16 protein-coding genes are annotated in these 22,188 nt (G+C 43.9%); 11 read left to right on the top strand and 5 right to left on the bottom strand.

The window, feature by feature from the left end; translation table 11 throughout:
• Nucleotides 1-225: 225 nt before the first annotated feature.
• The 4 genes from sugE to L5L98_RS05695 all read left to right on the top strand — a co-directional run bounded on the left by sugE (nucleotide 226) and on the right by L5L98_RS05695 (nucleotide 5,577).
• Complete coding sequence (gene sugE, locus L5L98_RS05710; RefSeq protein WP_173497693.1) at nucleotides 226-540, top strand: quaternary ammonium compound efflux SMR transporter SugE; 315 nt, start codon at nucleotides 226-228, stop codon at nucleotides 538-540.
• A gap of 160 nt (nucleotides 541-700) precedes the next feature.
• Entirely contained in the window at nucleotides 701-2,227 is a 1,527-nt protein-coding gene (gndA, locus tag L5L98_RS05705) for an NADP-dependent phosphogluconate dehydrogenase (protein ID WP_173497694.1), read from the top strand.
• A gap of 754 nt (nucleotides 2,228-2,981) precedes the next feature.
• The gene (locus tag L5L98_RS05700; protein WP_263139205.1) at nucleotides 2,982-5,102 is read left to right on the top strand and encodes a S8 family serine peptidase; all 2,121 of its coding nucleotides are present in this window, start codon (nucleotides 2,982-2,984) and stop codon (nucleotides 5,100-5,102) included.
• A 10-nt stretch (nucleotides 5,103-5,112) separates the two neighbouring features.
• Nucleotides 5,113-5,577 carry a hypothetical protein gene (locus tag L5L98_RS05695; protein WP_263139203.1) on the top strand — a complete coding sequence of 155 codons (465 nt, stop codon included), beginning with the start codon at nucleotides 5,113-5,115 and terminating at the stop codon, nucleotides 5,575-5,577.
• A 46-nt stretch (nucleotides 5,578-5,623) separates the two neighbouring features.
• Here the strand turns inward: L5L98_RS05695 and L5L98_RS05690 are convergent, their stop codons facing one another.
• Nucleotides 5,624-6,523, bottom strand: a complete 900-nt coding sequence (locus L5L98_RS05690; RefSeq protein WP_263139201.1) for a LysR family transcriptional regulator — start codon at nucleotides 6,521-6,523, stop codon at nucleotides 5,624-5,626.
• Nucleotides 6,524-6,685: 162 nt separating this feature from the next.
• On the opposite strand from L5L98_RS05690, the gene L5L98_RS05685 reads away from it, so the two are divergent.
• Together L5L98_RS05685 and L5L98_RS05680 are read left to right on the top strand one after the other, a co-directional pair.
• Nucleotides 6,686-7,168 carry a DoxX family protein gene (locus L5L98_RS05685; RefSeq protein ID WP_263139200.1) on the top strand — a complete coding sequence of 161 codons (483 nt, stop codon included), beginning with the start codon at nucleotides 6,686-6,688 and terminating at the stop codon, nucleotides 7,166-7,168.
• 97 nt (nucleotides 7,169-7,265) lie between these two features.
• Nucleotides 7,266-8,081, top strand: a complete 816-nt coding sequence (locus tag L5L98_RS05680) for a DODA-type extradiol aromatic ring-opening family dioxygenase (RefSeq protein WP_263139197.1) — start codon at nucleotides 7,266-7,268, stop codon at nucleotides 8,079-8,081.
• A gap of 144 nt (nucleotides 8,082-8,225) precedes the next feature.
• Here L5L98_RS05680 and L5L98_RS05675 read toward each other — a convergent pair whose 3' ends face one another.
• Nucleotides 8,226-9,101: a 1,4-dihydroxy-2-naphthoate polyprenyltransferase gene (locus L5L98_RS05675; protein WP_263139196.1), complete on the bottom strand. Its 876-nt coding sequence runs from the start codon at nucleotides 9,099-9,101 to the stop codon at nucleotides 8,226-8,228.
• A 342-nt stretch (nucleotides 9,102-9,443) separates the two neighbouring features.
• On the opposite strand from L5L98_RS05675, the gene L5L98_RS05670 reads away from it, so the two are divergent.
• The 4 genes from L5L98_RS05670 (at nucleotide 9,444) to L5L98_RS22380 (ending at nucleotide 16,529) form a co-directional block, all read left to right on the top strand.
• Nucleotides 9,444-10,382, top strand: coding sequence for an SDR family NAD(P)-dependent oxidoreductase (locus L5L98_RS05670; protein WP_173243966.1), 939 nt, complete (start codon nucleotides 9,444-9,446; stop codon nucleotides 10,380-10,382).
• Between the two features lie 237 nt (nucleotides 10,383-10,619).
• Complete coding sequence (gene tesB / locus L5L98_RS05665; protein ID WP_263139195.1) at nucleotides 10,620-11,486, top strand: acyl-CoA thioesterase II; 867 nt, start codon at nucleotides 10,620-10,622, stop codon at nucleotides 11,484-11,486.
• 1 nt (nucleotide 11,487) lies between these two features.
• Nucleotides 11,488-11,889 (top strand): YbaY family lipoprotein, encoded by a 402-nt coding sequence (locus tag L5L98_RS05660; protein WP_131523152.1) that lies wholly within the window; start codon nucleotides 11,488-11,490, stop codon nucleotides 11,887-11,889.
• A 740-nt stretch (nucleotides 11,890-12,629) separates the two neighbouring features.
• Nucleotides 12,630-16,529: a S8 family serine peptidase gene (locus L5L98_RS22380; protein ID WP_317633947.1), complete on the top strand. Its 3,900-nt coding sequence runs from the start codon at nucleotides 12,630-12,632 to the stop codon at nucleotides 16,527-16,529.
• 84 nt (nucleotides 16,530-16,613) lie between these two features.
• Here L5L98_RS22380 and L5L98_RS05640 read toward each other — a convergent pair whose 3' ends face one another.
• Entirely contained in the window at nucleotides 16,614-17,495 is an 882-nt protein-coding gene (locus L5L98_RS05640; RefSeq protein ID WP_028761094.1) for a LysR family transcriptional regulator, read from the bottom strand.
• A 163-nt stretch (nucleotides 17,496-17,658) separates the two neighbouring features.
• Here L5L98_RS05640 and L5L98_RS05635 point away from each other — a divergent pair, with 163 nt between their 5' ends.
• Nucleotides 17,659-18,906 (top strand): MFS transporter, encoded by a 1,248-nt coding sequence (locus tag L5L98_RS05635; RefSeq protein WP_219234031.1) that lies wholly within the window; start codon nucleotides 17,659-17,661, stop codon nucleotides 18,904-18,906.
• A 16-nt stretch (nucleotides 18,907-18,922) separates the two neighbouring features.
• On the opposite strand, the gene L5L98_RS05630 is transcribed toward L5L98_RS05635, so the two are convergent.
• Together L5L98_RS05630 and L5L98_RS05625 are read right to left on the bottom strand one after the other, a co-directional pair.
• Entirely contained in the window at nucleotides 18,923-20,302 is a 1,380-nt protein-coding gene (locus L5L98_RS05630; protein WP_263139193.1) for a sigma-54-dependent transcriptional regulator, read from the bottom strand.
• 4 nt (nucleotides 20,303-20,306) lie between these two features.
• Nucleotides 20,307-22,103 carry an ATP-binding protein gene (locus tag L5L98_RS05625; protein ID WP_263139191.1) on the bottom strand — a complete coding sequence of 599 codons (1,797 nt, stop codon included), beginning with the start codon at nucleotides 22,101-22,103 and terminating at the stop codon, nucleotides 20,307-20,309.
• Nucleotides 22,104-22,188 lie beyond the last annotated feature (85 nt).

Here is a 22,188-nt window from a genome sequence, read left to right as displayed (position 1 = left end):
ATTAAGGTGATAGTAAACTGACCAAGCTTGCTATCGCCTTTTTGCGCATGGCATTTCTTATTTCGGCAAAATCAAAGATTGAAATTTTCACCTCAAATTTGCTAGTCTTGCATTCTCATCACGTACAGCTATATCACCTACAGTTTTACTGTAATCAAATGGCTTAGGGACGACCCTAAATACGCCTAATCTAACATGGGGACGACCCCTTTATGGGAGTTCACTATGAGTTGGTTCTTATTAGTTCTTGCGGGTTTATTTGAAATTGGTTGGGCTATAGGGCTTAAATATACCGACGGTTTTACGCGTTTGTGGCCAAGTATCTTTACAGTAGCGTCGATGGCAGTGAGTGTGTTGCTACTAGGACTCGCGGTTAAGCATTTGCCTATTGGTACGGCTTACGGCGTGTGGGTCGGCATTGGTGCTATGGGTACGGCGATTGCGGGAATTATCCTCTTAGGAGAAGGCGTTAGCTTACTGAAAATCACCAGTTTGATACTGATCTTACTGGGGGTTTTAGGGCTTAAACTCGCCCATTAATTGACGCTTATATTGGATAAAATGAGACCTAAACGATTGGTACTTTCGGCACAATCGAAATTGCCAATCGTATGTCTCTGGTAATTAAGTTACAAAGATCGGTATAATTACGCCTCAAAATTGGTTAGCTCTAACCTCTGTGACCCGTGGGAATAATATAATGCAAAACCACAGCAATCTTAATGATATCGGCGTAATTGGCCTTGGTGTTATGGGTAAAAACCTTGCGCTAAACATCGCAGATAACCAATATCACGTCAGCGCGTTTGACCTCGATCCTGTTAAAGTTAATGGTGTAATACAGCAAGAAAAACAGGAACGTGCTGGACTCGAATCTCGCATTCTTGGCTGTGCTAATCTTACCGAAATGTTAGCCAGTCTCACAAAACCCCGTATTCTTGTGCTTTCTGTTCCTGCTGGTGCCCCCGTCGATGGTGTCTGTAGTGCCTTGATTTCTGCCGGAATTGAGTCCGACGATATTGTTATCGACACAGGAAACAGTTTATGGACTGACACTGTTGAGCGTGAAGCGCGCTACAAAGGGCAGTTTGTATTTTTCAGCTCTGCAGTTTCGGGCGGCGAAGTCGGTGCGCGTTTTGGACCCTCACTTATGCCTAGCGGTGATATCGATGCATGGCACCATGTTGCGCCGATTTGGAAAGCGATTGCCGCTAAGGTTGATACCAAAACTGGGCTACCTATCGAACGCTTCGAGCCGGGTAATCCAGTGACAGAAGGCGAGCCATGCACGACTTATATTGGCCCCGCGGGTGCTGGCCATTATGTGAAAATGGTGCACAACGGTATCGAATACGCTGATATGCAGTTGATTTGCGAAGCGTATCAAATGCTGCATGACGGTTTAGGCATGAGTGCATCGGAAGTGGGCGATGTGTTTGAACGCTGGAACAAAGGCAGTTTAAACAGCTATTTGATGGGGATCAGTGCCGAAGTATTAAAACAGGTCGATCCATTAACGGGTAAACCGCTGGTGGAAATGATCTTAGATAAAGCGGGCCAAAAAGGCACGGGTTTGTGGACGGCCGTGAGCAGTTTACAAATTGGCTGTCCGGCGCCGACGATTGCTGAAGCTGTGTATGCGCGCGCCATAAGTACCCAAAAATCCTTACGTCTACAACTCAGCCAGAAATTGGCTGGGCCAAATGCACCTGTTATCGATGACGCACAAAAAGCACTGTTGATTGAAGCCCTTGAAAGCGCGTTATATTGCGCGAAAGTGTGTTGTTACGCCCAAGGCTTCCAGTTGATGGCGATGACGGCTCATGAACAAAAATGGCAGTTAGACTTTGCTGAAATTGCAAAAATTTGGCGTGCGGGTTGTATTATTCGCGCGACTTTCTTGCAATCAATCACTCAAGCCTATGAAGACAAATCTGATCTTAGCAATCTGTTGATGGCGGACAGTTTTGCGTCTGCCTTGTCTGAAAAGCAAGGCCTATGGCGCACTGCGGTAGCGACTGCGGTAATGCAAGGTATTCCAGCGCCGTGTATTAGCTCAGCACTGGCATATTACGACAGTTACCGCTGCGAAACATTACCAGCGAACTTACTCCAAGGTCAGCGTGACTTTTTCGGCTCTCATACCTTTGAGCGTATCGATACCCCAGCAGGCGAGAAATATCACTTAGATTGGAGCGCTAAAGAGCGCACCTTAGCTAAGGTTTAATGTTCGTGAAAACTCGTATATAGTATTTTATAAAGACCCTCAATATTGAGGGTTTTTTTATGCTTGCACGAAATGACAATTAACTCATTAGCGCCAAAGATAATAGTTTATTTCCTCAATAGCCTATTACTTTTCGAGATTAACCTTATACCTTGGGTTATAAAGTTAAATATGAGTCAGTAAGATCAAGTTGATGGATTCTAGTCTTCTGAGTATGGTTAGTGATTCTTATATGTATTCTCTCTTTTCAACCCGCCATAAGAATAGTTTTTTAATAATATTGCTGTTCGGCATTTAGACTAAGTATGTTTTTTCATACTTGCTTTAGCGTATTTATTTCTCACATTAATAGGTATTTCATGCTGTAAAATATGCATCTTTCGTAAATATGTAACAATTTATTTTAAATTTTAAACATTCTACCAAATAGCTTTTATTTACTTAAATATTTATTGGTTTGACTTAATTTTTTGATTTTGTAGGTATTTATCTCATTTGCAAATGAGAGGTTAAGGCTGTTGCTATTTTTGTGCATGGATGCTTAGCTCACATTAAATCTACTTTTCTGTTTATTGTTGTTTTCATTTTGATTACTTGTGTGTTAAAAGATGTATCACCATCAAATGCTAATATTGGTTTTTTGGTGGTTAAATAATAACTAAAATAACAGTATTTAATGCGGATAAAAGGCGAGTAAATTCTAGCTATCCAATATTAAATTATAAGATGTAATGACAAGAAGGAATGTCTATCCATGCGTATGTCCATTGTTGCATTAAGCATCACGGCCGCCTTATTGGCAGGTTGTGGAAGTGACAAAAAGGCTCCAGAGCCAGTCGCTAAGATCAACACAGCACCAACAACTGCCGATATGACCATTGATGTGTCGCAGTCTCTATTATTTACTGGCAAATTAGATGCGACAGATGCCGAAGGCGGTTTGACTTACTCTTTAGTTGATCCAACTGATTTAAAACTAGGTACTTTGACTTTAGTTAATAAAAGTACCGGTGAATTTACTTATGCTTCCAATGCCAGTGAAGGCACTGATGTTGTCAGATTTAAAGTATCTGACGGTCAGTATCAAGCTGAGGGCACATTAACAATTCATATCAAAAATGGCGATCCCTTATATGCTTATCAATGGCATTTGAAAAACACAGGCCAGAATTCTTTTGCATTGAATCGTGGTATCGCTGGCGAAGACATGAATGTTAGTGAAGCAATTTCAAAGCAAGTTATGGGTCAAGGCATCACAGTTGCCGTTGTGGATGATGGCTTGGAAATTTCTCATCCCGATCTGGTCAATAATACTGTCAAGGGAGGATCGTATAATCTGATCACAGGTTCAGTTGATCCTACTCCTTTTTCGGGTGAATCTGGTCACGGCACTGCAGTGGGCGGGATTATCGCAGCAGAAGGTTGGAACGGTATTGGTGGTCGTGGTGTCGCCCCAAAGGCACAACTAATTGGTTTTAACTTCTTAGATTTCGATCCGACAGGTAAAGTGACAAATGTTCAAACATTTGAAAATTTTACTAAATCACATGGCGCTAGTGCTTACAGCGACAGTGCGCGTGTTTTTAACCAAAGCTATGGTTACAGTGTTCCTTTCCCACACGGTTTTGATGAGGATGAGTCTGAGGTATATCGCGATGTGGCCACTCAGAGCTTTGATGGAAAAGGGAGTATTTTCGTTAAATCTGCAGGTAATGGTTATGACTATTACCGTTTCAGTACCTTTTGGCTTCCAGGTGATTATTTTTCTGCTACAGCCGAAAACCCTGCTAACCATGGATTACCTTTCCATAATTCAAACATGTCCAGTGATAATGCAAACGTCTACAACTTAGTCGTTAGTGCAATCAATGCTAAAGGCGTGTTATCGAGCTATTCATCTGTAGGTTCTAACATTTTTGTTACTGCACCTGGTGGTGAATACGGTGAAGATAACCCAGCAATAGTGACAACAGATCGTGTAGGTTGTGAGAATGGCTCTGCGATTGCAGAAGATCGCCCAAGTACGCCGTTCCATGGTGGATTACATCCTTTAAACTCAAATTGTGATTACACTTCAACGATGAACGGTACCTCATCAGCGGCACCAAATACTTCAGGTGCAGTCGCCGTGATCATGAGTGCAAATCCTGATTTGACTTGGCGTGATGTACGTCATGTTCTAGCCAAAACATCAACTAAAGTGAATGCTGATATTGCGACTAAAACCGTTACTATTGGTGAGGGTGAGGGTGAAGGTGCTCCAGAATATGCTGCTATTCCGGGATGGCAACAAAATGCTGCGGGTTATTCATTCCATAATTTTTATGGTTTCGGCCGAGTTAACGTAAGCGAAGCGGTAAAATTGGCTAAATCCTATGCTGAGGATTTAGGTGAATACGTGGTAACTGAATGGCAAGCGAGCCAAGAATTGGCAAAAGCTATTCCTGACGCGGACGTCAATGGTGTTAGTGATACTCAGATGGTAGCGGATGATTTAATCATTGAAGCTGTACAAATCGAGTTAACGGCAGATCACTTACGTCTACCGGATCTTGCTGTTGAGCTAATATCTCCAGCAGGAACGAAAAGTGTATTAATGACACCTTATAATGGTATGGTATATCAAGGTGTTATGGATAAAACAGATCCTGAAGATCTCATTACAGGCTTTGATGCAACGCCTATGCTGTCTAATGCTTTCTATGGTGAATCAGCTAAGGGAGAATGGACTATCAAGCTTATTGATGTGAATAGTGGTAGCTATAAATTTATCAAATATGATCAAGGTTATATCTCTATTCCTAATGAAGCTGATGGAAAACTAAAAGGTTGGTCAATTCGTTTCCATGGCCATGCTGCCAAGTCTGCATCTTAAGGAGTATTAAATGAAAGCGTTGAATTTATCATTAGTTGCAGTTGCTCTTACGTTATCTGCACAAGTTATGGCACATGACAAAGTTGATTTGATTGACCCTCAAGGCGAAACAAAAGGGGTCACCGTGAGTCGTGCTGAGTTTTTAGGAACTGATACCCAGTATTACGTCAAAACTGACGCGGGCGTGAAGCAAGCAAAACAGTTGACGAAAGGGCAAAAAGTGGTAACTCAGTCTGGTAAGCCATTTGCAGAAATGACAGGAAAATTGGTTGTTAAGCTCAAACCTGGTGTTTCAGCTGCGGATTTTGCAAAAGCTCATGGCCTGAAAGTGGATTGGCAGAATAAGAGTAATTTACTCTTGTTAGCCGCTGAAGAAGGCACAGATCTCATCAGCTTAGTGAACGCTATTAAGGCGTCACCCGAAGTTGAACGAGCTAAGTTAGATCGTGCCATTGCCAAACAAGAAATACAGTAGTTTTTGTTTGATTTAAAAGGGCCAGTTGGCCCTTTTTACTTTTTAACTATGTAAGTTCATCAGCAGCAAAGGCGATCAGCTTTTGCCAGAGTGCTTGGGCGACGGGGCCTAAAGGTGAGTGGGGTTTTCGCATCACATAGTAATCGAGTTGAATATTGTTTTGCCTTTCACGCAGATCCAGTGCAATCAATGCGCCCTGTTTGAGTGAATCTTCAATCATATAGTGCGGCAGTTTGCCCCAGCCCATACCACTTTGAATAAGCATTTTTTTGGTGTAAAAATCATTAACATACCAACGTCGTTGCCCCGCCTGTACCCCAAACTCAATATTCGCAGTGCCTGAGCCTGTATCTTGGATCACGATTTGGTATTCATTAACGAGCTCTCGTGCATAGGTCAGTGTCGGATGACGCTCAAGCATGCGCGGTGCTGCAACATCGAGAAGGCTACCGGAAAAAAGATAGGCTAATTCTAAATGGCTCGAACGTATGGGCTCAATTCCGCCTGCGGAGATGATGATTTCAGCTTTATCTTGATTCAGCGCTTCGAGTGCACCAGTTAAAAACTCTTGTTTGAGAATAATTTGGGTATAGGGAAACTTATTTTGAGTCAGCTCTAAAATCGGCAAAATTCGAGCGAGATTAAAGGAGGCTTCAAAAGCTAAGGTGATGCTTGCTTCGTTACCTTTGGCTAAATGTTTCGCCACTTGCTTCATTTCCTGCGCTTCATTCAGCACCCGCTGGGAATGTTGCAGCAGTTTTCGACCTTGCTCTGTGATGGCGAGTCGATAACCTTCACGGTTAAATAAGATGAGATCGAGTTGAGATTCTAACTGTTTGATACTTTGACTAATGGCGGGTTGGGTTTTATGCAGCTTGTCACTGGCAGCTTTGAGTGAGCCCGCCTCAGCTACGGTTTTAAACATCAGCAGTTGGTCTAAGGTCACAAGGATTGCTCACAAGTCATAAATTATTAGTTTATGAGATATTAGATTTTATTCCATATTTATTTATCTTTTATCGGCTCATAATCGATTCCATTCTCGCTCGTCGTCTGCGAATTTATGCCCAAGACTGACGGCAATATTAAGATCAATGGTGTGTGTGCGATGCGATTTTCAAACTTATGTAATACCAAGGGTTCAAGTATCAATGGCTTAGATGCAGAGGTTGATACACAGAAGTTATTCCTTTGTGCCAATACACTCAATCGCGCCACCGCAACCGTCACACTGGCGATGAGCATAGTGTTTTTTATCTCGGGATTTGCCAAGTTATTTGGCGTGCCTATGTTCCATGTTCCGTTTACTTTGATGAATCTTCCCACCGGATTTGGCTATTTTATTGGTTTGATGGAAGTGATTGGTGCCCTTGGGTTGTGTCTACGTGACTACCGAGTGCTATCGGCGAGCGGTTTACTGGCGATTATGCTGGGGGCGATTTATTTCCACTTTAACTATGAAGCGCCGATTAATGCACTGCCGGCATTGAGTTTATCGGCTGGCCTCTTTCTGGTTATCAAACTGGATGAAATTATTGAGCGTTTAGTGCAATTTCAGCGGCAGTTGGTGCTGAATCGCTCCGCATTTTAAGCGTGCATTGAAGTGTTATGTAGAACAGTGAGTTAAGCGAGAAATGCTGAGTTTAAAGCCAGTAGTACAGATATAAGTTAATCAACACGAGAGGATTATGATGCAAGTTAACGCGAGTCGTATGCCTGTGCTATTTGTGCCCCATGGTGGTGGCCCTATGCCTTTGCTCAATGATGTTAATCATAGGGAGTTGCGTGCATTTTTAACTTCAGTAACAGCGCCAATGCCAACTCCGAAGGCGATTGTGTTGATCACTGCCCATTGGGAAGAATCTGTGGTGACTTTGTCGAGTAGCCCAAAGCCAAGTATTTTGTATGATTACTATGGATTTCCACCTGAGGCTTATCAGCTGACATATCCTGCACCCGGTGAGCCAGAATTAGCCGCACAGATTGCGAATATGCTAGCGGATAAGGGCATCGCAGCCCGCTTAGATAGCGAACGCGCATTTGATCACGGTACCTTTGTACCACTTAAGTTGATGTATCCTGAGGCGAATATTCCCGTGGTGCAGATGTCGTTAGTCCACAGCCTCGATCCTAAAACCCATATAGCGATTGGGGAGGCTTTAGCGCCGCTGCGGGACCAAGGGGTGTTGATCGTGGGGTCTGGCATGTCGTTTCACAATATGCGGGCATTTTTCTCAAGCGATCTCACAGTGCAAAGCCGCAGTGCAGAATTTGATCATTGGTTGACGCAAACTTTAACGACAAGTGTTAGTTCTGCCGAGGTAAAAACAGCGTTAACTCATTGGCAATCAGCCCCTGAAGCGCGTTTTAGTCATCCGCGGGAAGAACATTTATTACCGCTACACGTGTGTTTTGGTGCAGGCCATAATGGTTCATCCCATGCCGAACGCAACTTTAATGGTATTTTGTTAAACACGCTGATCTCTGGTTATATCTGGCAATAAATGGGGTAGGATTTCCCTCGTCGATAATAAGCCAAATTGAAGTCGTGCTGCGGCCAATAAAAAAGGTTCGTATCTATCGAAGATATGAACCTTTTTATATTCAGCATTGAGCTGTGGTGTAGCATTAGCTTAGCGGATTTACTCTTATGCGGTAAACACTAAACCCACGCTAAACAAGGTACTGAAAATCATGGTTAACTTAGCTGTGCGGCCGAGTAACGGATTTAAGGCTTCACCAGAAACGGCATAAAAATCGCTACTGAGTTTGCGGGCAATAAGCAGAGATAATCCCGCAAGTAGTACTGGTAAACCGGGTAAAATACCGAATAAAAAGCCAGCGATGACTAGACCAAAGGGCAAATAGATTAAGGCTTGGTAAAGCACTTTTGCCTGAGCTTCGCCAATACGTACCGCTAGAGTATGTTTGCCCGCTTGGGTGTCGGTACGGATGTCGCGAGTGTTATTCACCAACATTATCGCAGCGTTAAATAAGCCAATCGCACAACCTAATAACCACGCATTAACAGTCGTATTGCCCGCCTGCAGATAATAACTGCCCACCACTGCCACTAACCCAAAAAAGACAAATGCCGCTACTTCACCGAGCCCATGGGAGGCGAGGGGATAGGGGCCACCACTGTAGCCAAGAGCACCTAAAATAGCTGCTGCGGCGAGAATGGCGATGGGCCAGCCTCCGTGCCAAATCAGATATGATCCCACGGCAAGCGCCATTAAGAGACAAAATATCATGGCATTGCGAACGCTTGTTGGTGAAATTAAACCACTTTGAGTCACGCGAACGGGCCCTAAGCGCTCGTCTGTATCTATGCCGTTTTTAAAATCAAAATAGTCGTTAGCGAGGTTGACGGCGATTTGTAATAAGACAGCACACAACATTGAAGTGGCAGCGATTAACCAGCTGTAACTCTCAAGATGCAGGGCGAGAATGTTGCCTATCAGTAGGGGACCTATGGCCGCGGGTAGCGTACGGGGTCTTATTGCTAAAATCCAAGGATTCATGGCGTCCAGTCATTATTGGTAAATGGGAATGGTACCGAGCAAGGGCTCAATTAGCGCATAGCATAACAAGATTTAACACGAAAGTGAGCACTATCTAATAAACGCATTTAACAGAGTTTGAATTGGCGCACATATGTTCACTGATGCAGGATGAGATTTGTCGTTAAGTTCAAAGAAAATCAAAAAAGTCTGTGTTTCCATAGTTAATGTTGATGGAGGCTTTGTGCTGTCCATGACATAGGCGTAACGCTAAATACTCTGTTTAGTAGATAGCATAGGCGGTTGTTACCCTATGCTCGTTATTTTTTGCCGCTACAACAATGCCGATAAGGACATATTTGGATGCGTTTTGACAATAAGGTGGCATTAGTCACTGGGGCTGCGGCTGGGTTAGGTCGAGCGTATGCCATCATGTTGGCTGAACGGGGGGCAAAAGTGATACTCGTCGACCAGCCGTTATCGTCTTATGAGTCAATTTCCACCGACGGCGCTCAGACGAGCCAAGCCAACTTAGAATTAATGCAGACCTATTGCAGCATTATTAAACTCGGTGGAGATTGCATTTATTTTGTGCTTGATGTGAGTCAGCGAAATGAAGTGAATAGCATGATCGAAGAGGTGATCCTACGCTGGCATCGCATTGATATCTTGATTAATAACGCGGGCGTTTATGGTGCTTGTCCCTTTGAGCACATTAAACTTGAGCAGTGGCAACGGCAATTGGATGTCGATCTCAATGGCAGCTTTTATCTCACTCAAGCTGTTTGGCCTTATATGCAACAACAGCATTTTGGCCGGATAATGATGACAACGGGAGCCTCGGCCTTGTTCGGTGACTTGCACCAAGTTGGTTTTAGTGCAAGCAAGATGGCGCTGGTTGGCATGGTGAATAGCTTATCATTAGAAGGTGAAATTCATAATATTCGAGTCAATAGTTTATGCCCTCAGGCCGTAACCGCGATGACGGCCAAACATTTAGCGAGTGCGATTCAACCGCTATTTTCCTTTGAATCATTAACGGCTACTACGGCTTTCTTGGTGAGTGAACAGGCGCCAAATGGTCAACATCTACTCGCCGGAGCGGGCAGTGTTAGCCACGGCATGTTTGTCGAGTTTCAGCCTATGTATTTTAATGAAGGTCTTTTTACGCCAGATAACCTCGCGCAGCAGTGGCCACAGTTACACCAATCCTTCCCCGTGACTTTGCACTCCTGTGGAGAGGATAAAGTGTTGTCTTGGTCTAAGTTAAGTGCGCTAGAACATCACATTAAAATCGATTGATTCATCATGCTTGTATTTGAACTAAGCCTGCATCTATAGCGATTTAAATGCAGTAAGTGGCTCAATAAAGCCGTAAATGCTAACCACAATAAATAACATAGATAATCCAGCGTGCCTCGTTTAATTCCTCACCGTTGGAGTGATGATTTGATTGTGAATAATCGATAGAAGACTGGTCAGCTTAAGGCTAACTGAGTTACCCTTTAAGATTAATTGCTAATTACGCAGTAGGATCCCATGAGTCAGGTATTAGACGATCTTTTATCATTACTTTCCCTTGAGCAAATTGAAATTGGCCTCTTTCGTGGTCAAAGCCAAGATCTGGGTTTTGGGCATGTGTTTGGTGGTCAAGTGATGGGCCAAGCACTGAGCGCCGCAAAACAGACAGTAGCTGCTGAGCGTAAGATCCATTCATTACACTCCTACTTTTTACGTGCAGGTGACGAGAAGTTGCCGATTGTTTATGAAGTAGAAAATATGCGTGATGGCGGTAGTTTTAGCGCTCGTCGGGTTAGTGCTATTCAAAAAGGTCGCCCCATTTTTCATATGACCTGCTCCTTCCAAGAACCTGAGGAAGGCTTTAGTCATCAAGCTATTATGCCTCAAGTGCCCGGACCTGAAGGTTTGTTGAATCAGCAGGAATTGGCGCTGACGATGCGGGATAAAGTACCGCCGAGCATACTTGAAAAGTTTATGGCCGATGCGCCAATTGAGATGCGATTGGTCAATCCCCTGCACCCTTTTGCGCCTAAAGAAACCGAGCCGTACCGTTATGTTTGGATGAGGGCTAATGGTCCTATGCCAAATGATGCCCATATTCATGAATATTTACTCGCCTATGCCTCAGACTTTAACTTTTTAGTCACGGCAGCTCAGCCCCACGGTGTATCCTTCTTAAGTCCTGGGGTACGAATGGCGACGATCGACCATGCGATGTGGTTCCACCGCCCGATTAATATGGGAGAGTGGTTGCTTTACAGTATCGATAGCCCTAATGCTAGCGGTGGCAGAGGTTACGTCAGAGGGCAGTTTTTCAATCAACAAGGCGAGTTAATGGCTTCTTCTACTCAAGAAGGCCTGATACGCATGGTAAAAGGACGTTAGTATGTATCTGAAAATAAAATCGTTTATATTGTTCTCTCTCATGGCTGTCTTGCTCAATGGCTGTGTGACTGTAACACCTGAACAACCGATTATCATCAATGGCGCCGCTGGCTATCTAGAGAAGATCCCATTACCTCAAGGCTGCCAAATCATTATTGCCATTATTGATTTGAATACTCCAGGTGTCATCGTCGCACAAAAAACCTTCAATATCGCCAGAGCACCTGTGCCATTTAAATTTACATTGCCCGCTAAATCGATCGATAAAAGTATCCAATATGGCGTAGTGGCGATGATCAAGTTTCAAGACCAAGTGATCTTCCAAACCTATGACAGGTTCCCAGTTATCAATAATGATAAGTTCACGACAGAAGTGTTAATGAAGGCGGTGATGGCGAATTAACCACTGGCCACAACTGCAATAATATTGTTTTTATATTGATGAAGATTTAGCCCTTTCAATTCCATATTGAAAGGGCTTTTTTGTGATCATTAATCCGCTTGCTATGCTGTAAATGTGAGATTAAATATTAATTTGCTCTATAGAGGATTAAGAATATTAATGCATAAGTTAGTTGATTTTTATAAGGGATATCATTTTATAAAATATTATACAAAAACAAAATGTATATATTTTGTTTGTTAAAGGTTATTCTTTTTGTTCTTTATTGTTTATTAAAAGGTATTTTGAGTTTGTTTTGTAACTAATGATATTTATAAAAAAGAATATTTATTTACGGGGACTTATTCTGTTTAACCTAAGGGTATTTTTGAGTTGACACTTAAAGATTAAGTTTAACTATATGATTTAATGTTTATTATTTGTTTTTATCGATTTTTATACTACGACTTATCGTTGGGACATAAAACAGTCTGATAAAGGTTCTATGGATTTATTTTAACAAGGTATAAGGTTGTTCATCATTTACTGAATTACGTTCTGTTAACTTACTGTTTTAATTTGTATCATCACGTGTTACAAATTATCGCGATAAAACTCAGTGATCATCATCACAGTAAATTGAATGGTTATTCATAAAAAATGTCAGTTACGGGTGATGTTTTTGGTTGCCGCAGCGTTTTCATGCCACCCAAACCTGAGTTTTATAAATCATACAACTTATAAGAATTAGGGAAGTCACAATGAAAACTAAAATAGCATTAGCAGTGTCTATGGCACTGTTATCGTCGTCGGCAAATGCACAAACCGTATTATCACCTACGGGTGAAACCTTGCAGTTAGATATTCCAGTTGAGTTATTGCGCGATTCGGCTCGCGGCCAGATAACGACTGTAACGCTTAAAAATTCAGAAGCTAAATTTGTCCCTGAAGCTGATTTAGCCGATGAAGAATATACTTATATTGTTAGGTTGCGTGATAGCGCGGTGGCAAATTATCAAGGCGACATTCTTGGATTTAAAGCAACTAGCCCTCAGCGAGTACAGTCAACCTCTCAGAGTAAAAGTTCTGGTAATGTAAAACTCAATGTTGCAGCACCTGAGGTTAAGAGTTATGCCAGTTTCCTTGAGGTTAAACAGGAACGTTTTATAACCAATGCGAGCGCAGCTATTGGCAGTCGCCTCGAGCCCATCACGACTTATCAGTATGCGCTTAATGGTATGGCTGTACGTATGACTCAGGCTCAGGCAATCAAAATGGCTGAACTGCCTGAGGTTGTGTTTATCGAGCGTGAGCGTGTAGAACAGCTTGAAACCGATGTCAGCCAAGCGCTTATCGGTTCTCCTAATGTATGGGATGGCAGCGCGACGGGCACGAAAGCCATGGGTGAAGGCGTGATCGTCGGTATAATCGACTCTGGCATTAACTCAGATCATGCGTCATTCGCTGATGTTGGCCAAGATGGCTATGATCACACAAACCCATTAGGTCAAGGTATCTATATTGGTGATTGTAAAACTGATTTTGCGAGCATGTGTAATGACAAGTTGATTGGTGTGCGCAGTTATCCTGAAATTACCAACATTTATGATGACGCTGATATTTTTGGCGCTACGCCGCCAGAAAAAAATGGTGAAGATTATGGCGGTCATGGCTCCCATGTGGCTGGCACTGCAGTGGGCAATATTTTATTGGATGTGCCTTATTTAGATGGGGAGACTGGAAAACTTGAAGGCGACGGCATACCCAGTGGTGTTAAGTTCGCCCAGATTTCCGGTGTTGCTCCTCATGCCAATGTTATAGCCTATCAAATATGTGCGCCAGGAAACCAAGGGGATAAATACAATGGGTGTGAAACCGTACCTATTCTAAAAGCCATTGATGATGCGATTAAAGATGGTGTGGATGTTATTAACTTTTCCATCAGTGGTGGTGGTAACCCATGGAATAGTGCAACAGAGCAAGGGTTCTTAGCCGCGCGTAATGCGGGTATTTTTGTTGCTGTTGCAGCTGGCAATACTCGCACAGATATAGAGCAAGTACCTTATTCCACCCCTAAAAATGCCCCCTGGTACACATCAGTAGCAAACTCTACACACAGTCGTGAAGTTGTACGAGAACTAGAGTTTAGTGGTAAAACCTATGACTTCACAATTGGTTCTGGTCCTGTTCAAACCGAGGTTGTAAAAGGTATTCCTATTTTTGCGGGAACGGTTGATGCGACAAATGTTGAGGGATGTAAAGATTTTCCTGCTGATGCATTTAAGGAAAAAATTGCTGTTATTAAGCGTGGAACATGTGATTTCACTGTAAAAGTAGCAGGAGCTCTATCGGCGGGTGCAAAGGCAGTGATCGTCTTTAATAAAGACGGTGAAGGTAATAAGCATTTAAAAATGAGCTCACTTGAAAAGTTAAATGTTCCTGCAGTCTTTATTGGCAATACCGATGGTTTAGAGTTAGTTGCAGCCATTGCGGCAAATCCAGCTCACGAGTTGACATTAGCACCTATGCCTCAAATATTGAATAGAGAAGCAGATGTCTTGGCTGACAGCTCCCTTATCGGTCCTAATGGTACGAATGATGTGATTGTGCCTTTTGTTGCGGCCCCTGGTAGTGATATTTATGCCGCCAATGCGGATCAACAGTTTGGCCATGATAAAACGGGTACAGCTCCGGCTGATTTCACGTTGATGTCAGGTACTTCAATGGCAAGTCCTCACGTTGCGGGGGCAGGTGCTTTACTCAAATCACTGCACAAGGATTGGACGCCAGATAATATCCGTTCTGCGCTTATGCTGACCGCGACCACAGCCCAAGCAATGAAAAAAGCTGACGGCAAAACTGTTGCAGATCCATTCGACGTGGGAGCAGGTCGTATTCGAGTTGATTTAGCCGCAAAAACGGGCTTATTGATGGATGAAAGCGCACTGAATTATGAAATTGCTAACCCTGCTGTCAATGGCGATCCACGTAAACTCAATGTGCCAAGTATGGCGGATTCTCGTTGTGTAAATTCCTGTAGTTGGACACGTACAGTTACTGCGGTTGAAGACGGTGCGTGGACGGCAAAAGGCGTCGCAGCTACCGATAAATTCGCGTTATCTGTATCGCCAGAGAGTTTTACCCTGAAAAAAGGCGAGAGCCAAACCATTACAGTGACCGCCGATGTGACACAAGTGGGGGCTGATTGGGGATTTGGTAATTTAGTGCTTGAATCAGCTAGCTTCCCAACGGCAACTATGCCTATAGCCACTAAAATTGCGAAACGTAACCTGCCTACTTTAGTAAGTATTGATGCAACACGTAATGCAGATGAGCTTAATTTATCGCAGTTAAAAGCGGTTGACTTTGCGAGTGTTGGTGCAGAGGTGACGGCATTGAAGCTGAGTCGTACTATCGAGTCGAGTGTTAAACAAGACTCAGATAATTCAAGTTATCTGGATGATTTAGATGATGGAGTGCAACTCTTTAAGTTTGATGTGGATGACAACGCATTATTATTTCGTGCATCAATCAGCTATACCACATCTCCTGATTTGGATATGTATGTACTGCGAGATAAAAACGATGGCAGTAAGATAACGAGAGTCGCCTCATCAGCGAGAATTGGTTCAGAAGAAAGTGTGCTAATTAATGCTCCAGAGAAAGGCACTTATATCGTGATTGTACAAAACTATGAAGCATCGACGGCGACAGCGGATGATGTATTTGGTTTGAAGCAATTAACGTTTTATAACAATGAAACAGCAGGAGATAATTTAACCGCAAGCCTTACCGGTGATAATAAGGACTTTAATATCAAATTTGCATGGAAGGAAGCGTTAAAAGTCGGGGATGATGGTTTGGCTATGCTGACCTTAACCACCGGTGATGATAAAATTGCCCCTATTAAGTTGCCAGTAGTATTTGAGCGTGTTGGTGACGATGTACTTCCGCCTTTAGGTAATGTACTAAGTGGTGAATTAACACCTGGTACCGCTAAAGTGATGAAGACACGTATCGAAGCGAACAAAACGCAAGAAACCCGTGTTTACACCCTAGAGGCGTTATTACCAGAAGGTCATGAAGTGGCTAATATTAGCCATCAAGGTGCGCAAGTGGGCAATAAGATCACTTGGACTATCGAAATGGCTTCTGCAGCTGCGGCATTAGATGTCACCTTTGACTTAGTGCCACGTAAGGCGAGTCAAGGCAACATAGTGGCATTGACCAACAAAGTGAATAACGACTCGGCTGAAATCTTAAAGCAGGAGTATCAATTTGATGTTCCAGAAGTGGCGCCAGTCGCTGTGATTGAAGCTCCTGCCACTGTCCAAGAAGGTAAACCTTTGTTCATCGATGCGAGCAAGTCGTCGGATGCCAACAATGATCCTTTGACCTACAAATGGACTCAGTTAGGGGGCGCTAGCTTTAACTTTGACGCTAATGCGGCCAAGCTTAATCTCGTTGCACCAAACGTGAGTGGCTCTGCTCAGACGGTGTCATTCCAACTGACAGTATCTGATAACCACGGCAATAAAGATTCAAGTGTTGTGTCTGTATCTGTGACTGAAACACCAGCCAAGAAAGATGATGGTGGTGCCTTAGGTTGGTTAAGCTTGTTGTTGCTACCTTTTGCTTTTGGTCGTCGTAAACAAGGCTAAACCCTCAGAGAAAATCGGAAGGTTTAATGGTAAGAGAGAAGGGCTGATATTGATATCAGCCCTTTTTGTATTTGCTGGTTTGGGTTAGCGATTTGACATTAAAAAATCGACAAAGGCGCGGTCTGCTTGGCTGACGGGGCGCTGCTTTTTCCATGCAATATGGAGGTTTAAAAATACCGGTGGATCGAAGGGTTTGGCTAAAATGTCATCTTTTGAGCTTATCGCCATCTCAAGTACACTGGTGATCCCAAATCCTTGGGAAACAATCTGTTTAATCAGATTAATCAAATTGGTCTCGAAGGCAATATTGGGCTTTTTGCCTAATTCTTTGGCTTGAGAGAGTATCCACTCTCGGTGGAAATAACCTGTTTTGAACATCACTAATTCATGGTCGAAAAAGTCATGTAGACTCACAGCGCTATGTTCCGCTAAAGGGTGTTCGGCACCCATGGCGATCACCATTTGCTCACGGATCAACAGCTGACTATCAAATTCGGGTTGTAGGTCTTGGGCGGTAATGATCGCAATATCCACTTCTTCCTGTTGCAACATGCGCAGTGCATCCCGTGTCCCGCCTTCAAACAGTGATAGTTTCAATTCGGGGTATTTATGCCGAAAAGCCATTAAGCGCGAGGGGAGATAGAAAGAACCCAGCATGCCCGGCACGGCAATGCGGACCTCTCCCGAGGTGAGATTGGCCATGGCGCGGATTTGCGCTTCGGCCTGCTTAACTTGTTTTAGGATCAAAGTGGCGTGTTGATGCAGGACTATACCTTCGGCCGTGAGTGTGAGCAGTTTATCATTTTTGTTGCTCGTACGATTGACTAAGGTGACGCCGAGTGCGACTTCTAAGCGCTTGATACTTTGACTTAACGCGGGCTGAGCCATATTCAGTTTCTTGGCTGCGGCGGTAAAGCTGCCGGTATTGGCAAGGGCATCTAAATGTTTGAGTTGGCGAATATCCATTAATCGGGCTCGTACTATTTTATCAGTGGCAAGAAGTGTACTTTTGGCGCGCTATTTCTATAACAAAAATCAATGATTACGATAGATATTATCTATTATTGTTATGTTATGCCCAGTGATAATCTTTGTCTATCCTATGAGTGATTACTTGGTCGAGGCTCCCGTGCAAGCCGTATTAGATACTATGATTGACAATAAACAGCGTGACACCCGATTGATGTGGGCGCTCTGCGTCGCTTCAGTGGTGGTCTATATCAACTTGTATTTAATGCAAGGCATGTTGCCGCTGATTGCGGAACATTTTGCGGTATCAGGCTCTAAAGCGACGTTAATCCTGTCGGTAACCAGTTTTTCCTTAGCCTTTTCATTGCTCTTGTATGCGGTACTGTCAGATCGTATCGGTCGACACACTCCAATCATTGTCAGCTTGTGGTTATTGGCATTGTCTAACTTACTACTAATTTGGGCACCGGATTTTAATGGGTTAGTGCTAGTACGATTGCTACAAGGTGCATTACTCGCTGCTGTCCCTGCGATTGCCATGGCATACTTTAAGGAGCAATTATCACCGAGCACTATGCTGAAAGCCGCAGGTATTTATATTATGGCTAACAGTATTGGCGGGATTGTTGGACGTCTGCTCGGTGGTTTAATGTCGCAGTTTTTATCTTGGCAAGAATCTATGTGGTTGCTGTTTCTAGTGACGTTAGCGGGGGTGGCTTTAGTGAACTATTTGCTGCCTTCACTTGCCGATGCGCAGTCGATGTCACCCAGTAACACTGAGCCTTCCTTATCAAAACGCGCCCGTTTAGCGCAAGATCTTCATGGCTTTAGTCATCATCTGACCGATGCGCAAATGCGTTTGGTCTACGCGATTGGCGGCTTGACCTTTATGATGATGGTGAATCAATTTAGCTTTATTCAACTGCATTTGATGGCTCCACCCTATGAATGGAGTCGTTTCCAAGCCACCTTGATTTTTCTGTGTTATTCCAGCGGGACTATTGCGTCGTATTTCACTGCGAAATGGCTCGCCAAATTTGGTCAACATAAATTATATCAATGGTCTTGGTGCGTGATGTTGCTCGGCAGTTTACTGACCCTGTTTGATACCACTTTGACCATTAGCTTAGGTTTTTTAATGACCGCCTGTGGGTTCTTCCTTACCCACAGTTGCTGTAATTCCTTTGTTGCAATGCGGGCCAGTCGTGATCGAGCTAAGGCGACGTCACTCTATTTATGTTGTTATTACTTAGGTGCTGCGATTGGCGGCCCTTATTTGATGATGTTTTGGCATGAGGCGCAGTGGCGCGGTGTGGTGATGGGATCGTTAACCTTATTAGCCTTGATCGCCTTAGCAATCACCCGTTTGCATTACCATCAAACTCATGTCAAACGGGCGTTAGTCTAAAGCTTAAATATGTCCTTTAGTCATCGGAATTAATGTATTGTTTGCGGTCTAAATCGTATTTACGCATTTTGTCGTAGAGGGTTTTGCGGGGCAGTTCTAGCTGCTCCATGGTCTGCTTAATACTGCCCTTGTTGTGGCTAAGTGCTTCTTCAATCAGTACCCGTTCAAAAAACTCTACCCTTTGTAGCAGGGACATACTCGAGTGCAGGCTTGGAGTATTGCCTAACGTGCCGGCAAAAGCAGCTTCTCCGCCCAGCAGCACAAAGCGTTCAGCGAGATTACGTAACTCACGCACATTGCCTGGCCAGTCGTGGGAAGTAAGTATCGCGTTTTGCTCCGCATTTAAGGCGATAAGCGCTTTGTGATAGCGTGCCGATGCGACGCGGGCAAAGTGTAAAAAGAGTAACGGAATATCTTCACGGCGATCTCTCAGGGGAGGGATGGGCACAGTCACCAGATTTAAGCGATACAACAAGTCTTGGCGAAATTCCCCGGTGTCACACAGACCTTTTAAATCGACTTTTGTAGCCGCAATCACACGAATATCTAAGTTGATGCTCTTGTTAGAACCTAAACGTTCAACCTTACGATCTTCAAGCACTCGCAGCAGTTTTACTTGCAGCGACAGTGGCGTACTTTCAATTTCATCTAAAAATAACGTGCCACCATTGGCATATTCAAATTTGCCAATGCGCATCTTATCGACGCCAGTAAAGGCCCCCGCTTCGGCGCCAAAGAGTTCACTTTCAATCAGGTTTTCGGGGATTGCACCACAGTTGATGGCGACAAAGTTGGCTTGGCTGCGGCTGCTGTGGTCGTGTAAATAGCGGGCGACAAGTTCTTTACCTGTACCGGTTTCGCCTTCAATTAACACATCCGCAGGCGTATCTATCACTTGCGTTATGATGTGGCGCATACGGTTGATGCCGACACTGTTGCCCAAAATACGAGGGCCCGGTACGCTTTGGCTTTCGAGATCCTTTTTAAGCTTGCGGTTCTCTAAGGTCAGACTGCGTTTTTCTAAGGCGCGTTTAACCACATCGAGTATATGTTCGTTATTAAAGGGTTTTTCGAGAAAGTCGTAGGCGCCTTGTTTTAAGGCATTGACTGCCATGGCAATATCACCAAAACCAGTGAGTAGGACGACGGGGAGAGCGGGATCTTGCAGACGGATTTGTTGCATTAAGCTGATGCCGTCTAATTGTGGCATGTTGACATCCGATATCACCATTCCCGCCCAATCTTTATGCAGCAACTTAGCGATACCTTTGGGTTCTGTGGTGGCGAGCGCCTTAATGCCCTCCAGTTCAAATAGTTGAACGAGAACTGTGCCTATGTGCGGCTCATCGTCGATGATGAGAACAGAATAATCTTGAATTGAATTGGGCACACTCATAAAACTAACGTTCCTCGAGCAAGTAAATAGGTAAAATAATCTGGAAAATAGCGCCACCCTCTTCGGCATTGGCAACGTTAATTTGGCCTTGCATGGATTCGATAATGCGTTGTGAAATCGATAAGCCTAGCCCCAGTCCGTGCCGTTCGTTGGTGGTAAAGTAGGGTTCGAAGATTTTCTCCATTTGGCTTTCACGTACACCCGGGCCTGAATCTTGGATACTGATGCAAAACTTATCTTCACTGGTCACGCGGATAACCAATTGGCGTTTAACCGATTGTTGCATAGCAACAATAGCGTTGCTCATAATGTTGACAAACACTTGTTGTAATCTAACCTTATCGCCCCAAACCTGATCGTTGCCGTTGGGTAATTGCACATCGAGTTCAACACCCTGTTTATCAATAGCAGGTTGAACTATGGTCAGGGCTTGCTTGATACAGCGGCCAATATCGGTTGCGCTATCAGCGCCTTGGCTCTTGCGGGTAAAACTTTTAAATTGCCCAACAATATCGGCTAATCTGTCGGTAAGTTCAATAATAATCTTGATATTATCCAGTGCCTTATCTTGCATATCACGGGCGAGAAAAGTTTGGGTATTTTGGGCATAGCTGCGAAGTGCCGCGAGTGGTTGATTGAGTTCATGGTTAATACTGGCAGATAAACTGCCTATCACTGTCAGTTTTGCCGCTTGGATCAGCTCATCTTGAGTATCTTTGAGTTGATTGTTGGCCTGCTGTAAGTCCTGAGTACGTTCTTCAACTCGCTGTTCTAACAGGCTTTGCGCTAGTTGCATTCGGTGTAGATTGCGACGGCGCTCGGCGTTAAATAGGATGCTGAGTGCAAGCAAAAGATAAATACTAGCTGACAGTAACATCAGCGCGGGCAAAGAGGTCAGTAAAGGTTTGATTGGCGCTAAGATGTGTACTCGCCAGCCTGCTTTAGCCATTGATTGGTGGATGTCCATGTATTGTTCATGGTCTGTACCCGTTTGCAGTTGGTAGAGCATAGCTTGACTACCACTTTCATAGGGCGGCTTCATCAACAACTCTCCTATGGGACGTTCTGCATAGCGTTTTGAGGCATTAAGGGCATATTGTTTGGCTTGGGTAAGCGGAGTTAGTGACTTTAACCGCCATTCATCGATACTGGAAATAAAGACGATATCTTCAGGATCACTGATAAGGAACTGATACTGACCCGCAATCGCGATACTGGTACTTTGTTGCTCTATGTCGGCAATGTTAACTTTGACTATGATGGCCCCAAGTATGCCTTTACCACCTTGTTGATAAATAGGGTAAGAGAAATAAAATCCGCGCTTATCTGAGCTGGTACCCACTGCGTAATAACGGCCTAGATTGCCCGAGATAGCATCTGTGTAATAGGGTCTAAAGGAGTAGTCCTTGCCAATAAAGGAAAAACTTTGTTGCCAGTTACTGGCGGCAATGGCGATACCTAAGGCATCAATCAGATAGATATCGGATGCTTCGGTGACATGCTGAATTTCTTCGAGATATAAATTAAGCTCTTGGACTTTATCAGGATTCTGCTGGTCGTTCAGGACATTGGCGAGCATTGGGTTAGTCGAGAGCACGTGGGGAATACTTTCGTAGCGCGATAGTGCACCATCGAGAAAACTGACTAATTCCTTTAGTTGTTTCTCCGATTGCTTTTGGATCTCGATTTTACCTTGATGCAAATGCACCCAGTAGGTCAGTTTGAGGGTTGCAAATAGGCCTGCAAGTAACACAACGGTCAGAAAGAGGCGTTTCTTGGCCTTAGGCGTCATGGGCAACATGGTGGTTATCCTGATAAAGCAACGGGATCAATAACTGATACTGCGCATAATAAAACAAAGCGAGCCTGACTAGGCTCGCTTAAAA

The organism is Shewanella sp. SM23 (assembly GCF_025654295.1).
Classification (GTDB): Bacteria; Pseudomonadota; Gammaproteobacteria; order Enterobacterales; family Shewanellaceae; genus Shewanella; species Shewanella oncorhynchi.
The sequence above is the reverse complement of the archived record's forward strand: the minus strand, read 5'-3'. Positions and strand labels throughout refer to the sequence as shown.

What these genes read in the sequence shown, in the direction of transcription:
- L5L98_RS22380 (WP_317633947.1), top strand. Translation starts at nt 12,630, where the DNA reads ATGAAAACTAAAATAGCATTAGCAGTGTCTATGGCACTGTTATCGTCG.
- L5L98_RS05700 (WP_263139205.1), top strand. Translation starts at nt 2,982, where the DNA reads ATGCGTATGTCCATTGTTGCATTAAGCATCACGGCCGCCTTATTGGCA.
- L5L98_RS05675 (WP_263139196.1), bottom strand. Translation starts at nt 9,101, where the DNA reads ATGAATCCTTGGATTTTAGCAATAAGACCCCGTACGCTACCCGCGGCC.
- L5L98_RS05625 (WP_263139191.1), bottom strand. Translation starts at nt 22,103, where the DNA reads ATGTTGCCCATGACGCCTAAGGCCAAGAAACGCCTCTTTCTGACCGTT.
- L5L98_RS05640 (WP_028761094.1), bottom strand. Translation starts at nt 17,495, where the DNA reads ATGGATATTCGCCAACTCAAACATTTAGATGCCCTTGCCAATACCGGC.
- L5L98_RS05630 (WP_263139193.1), bottom strand. Translation starts at nt 20,302, where the DNA reads ATGAGTGTGCCCAATTCAATTCAAGATTATTCTGTTCTCATCATCGAC.
- sugE (WP_173497693.1), top strand. Translation starts at nt 226, where the DNA reads ATGAGTTGGTTCTTATTAGTTCTTGCGGGTTTATTTGAAATTGGTTGG.
- L5L98_RS05660 (WP_131523152.1), top strand. Translation starts at nt 11,488, where the DNA reads ATGTATCTGAAAATAAAATCGTTTATATTGTTCTCTCTCATGGCTGTC.
- gndA (WP_173497694.1), top strand. Translation starts at nt 701, where the DNA reads ATGCAAAACCACAGCAATCTTAATGATATCGGCGTAATTGGCCTTGGT.
- L5L98_RS05680 (WP_263139197.1), top strand. Translation starts at nt 7,266, where the DNA reads ATGATGCAAGTTAACGCGAGTCGTATGCCTGTGCTATTTGTGCCCCAT.
- L5L98_RS05685 (WP_263139200.1), top strand. Translation starts at nt 6,686, where the DNA reads ATGCGATTTTCAAACTTATGTAATACCAAGGGTTCAAGTATCAATGGC.
- tesB (WP_263139195.1), top strand. Translation starts at nt 10,620, where the DNA reads ATGAGTCAGGTATTAGACGATCTTTTATCATTACTTTCCCTTGAGCAA.
- L5L98_RS05670 (WP_173243966.1), top strand. Translation starts at nt 9,444, where the DNA reads ATGCGTTTTGACAATAAGGTGGCATTAGTCACTGGGGCTGCGGCTGGG.
- L5L98_RS05695 (WP_263139203.1), top strand. Translation starts at nt 5,113, where the DNA reads ATGAAAGCGTTGAATTTATCATTAGTTGCAGTTGCTCTTACGTTATCT.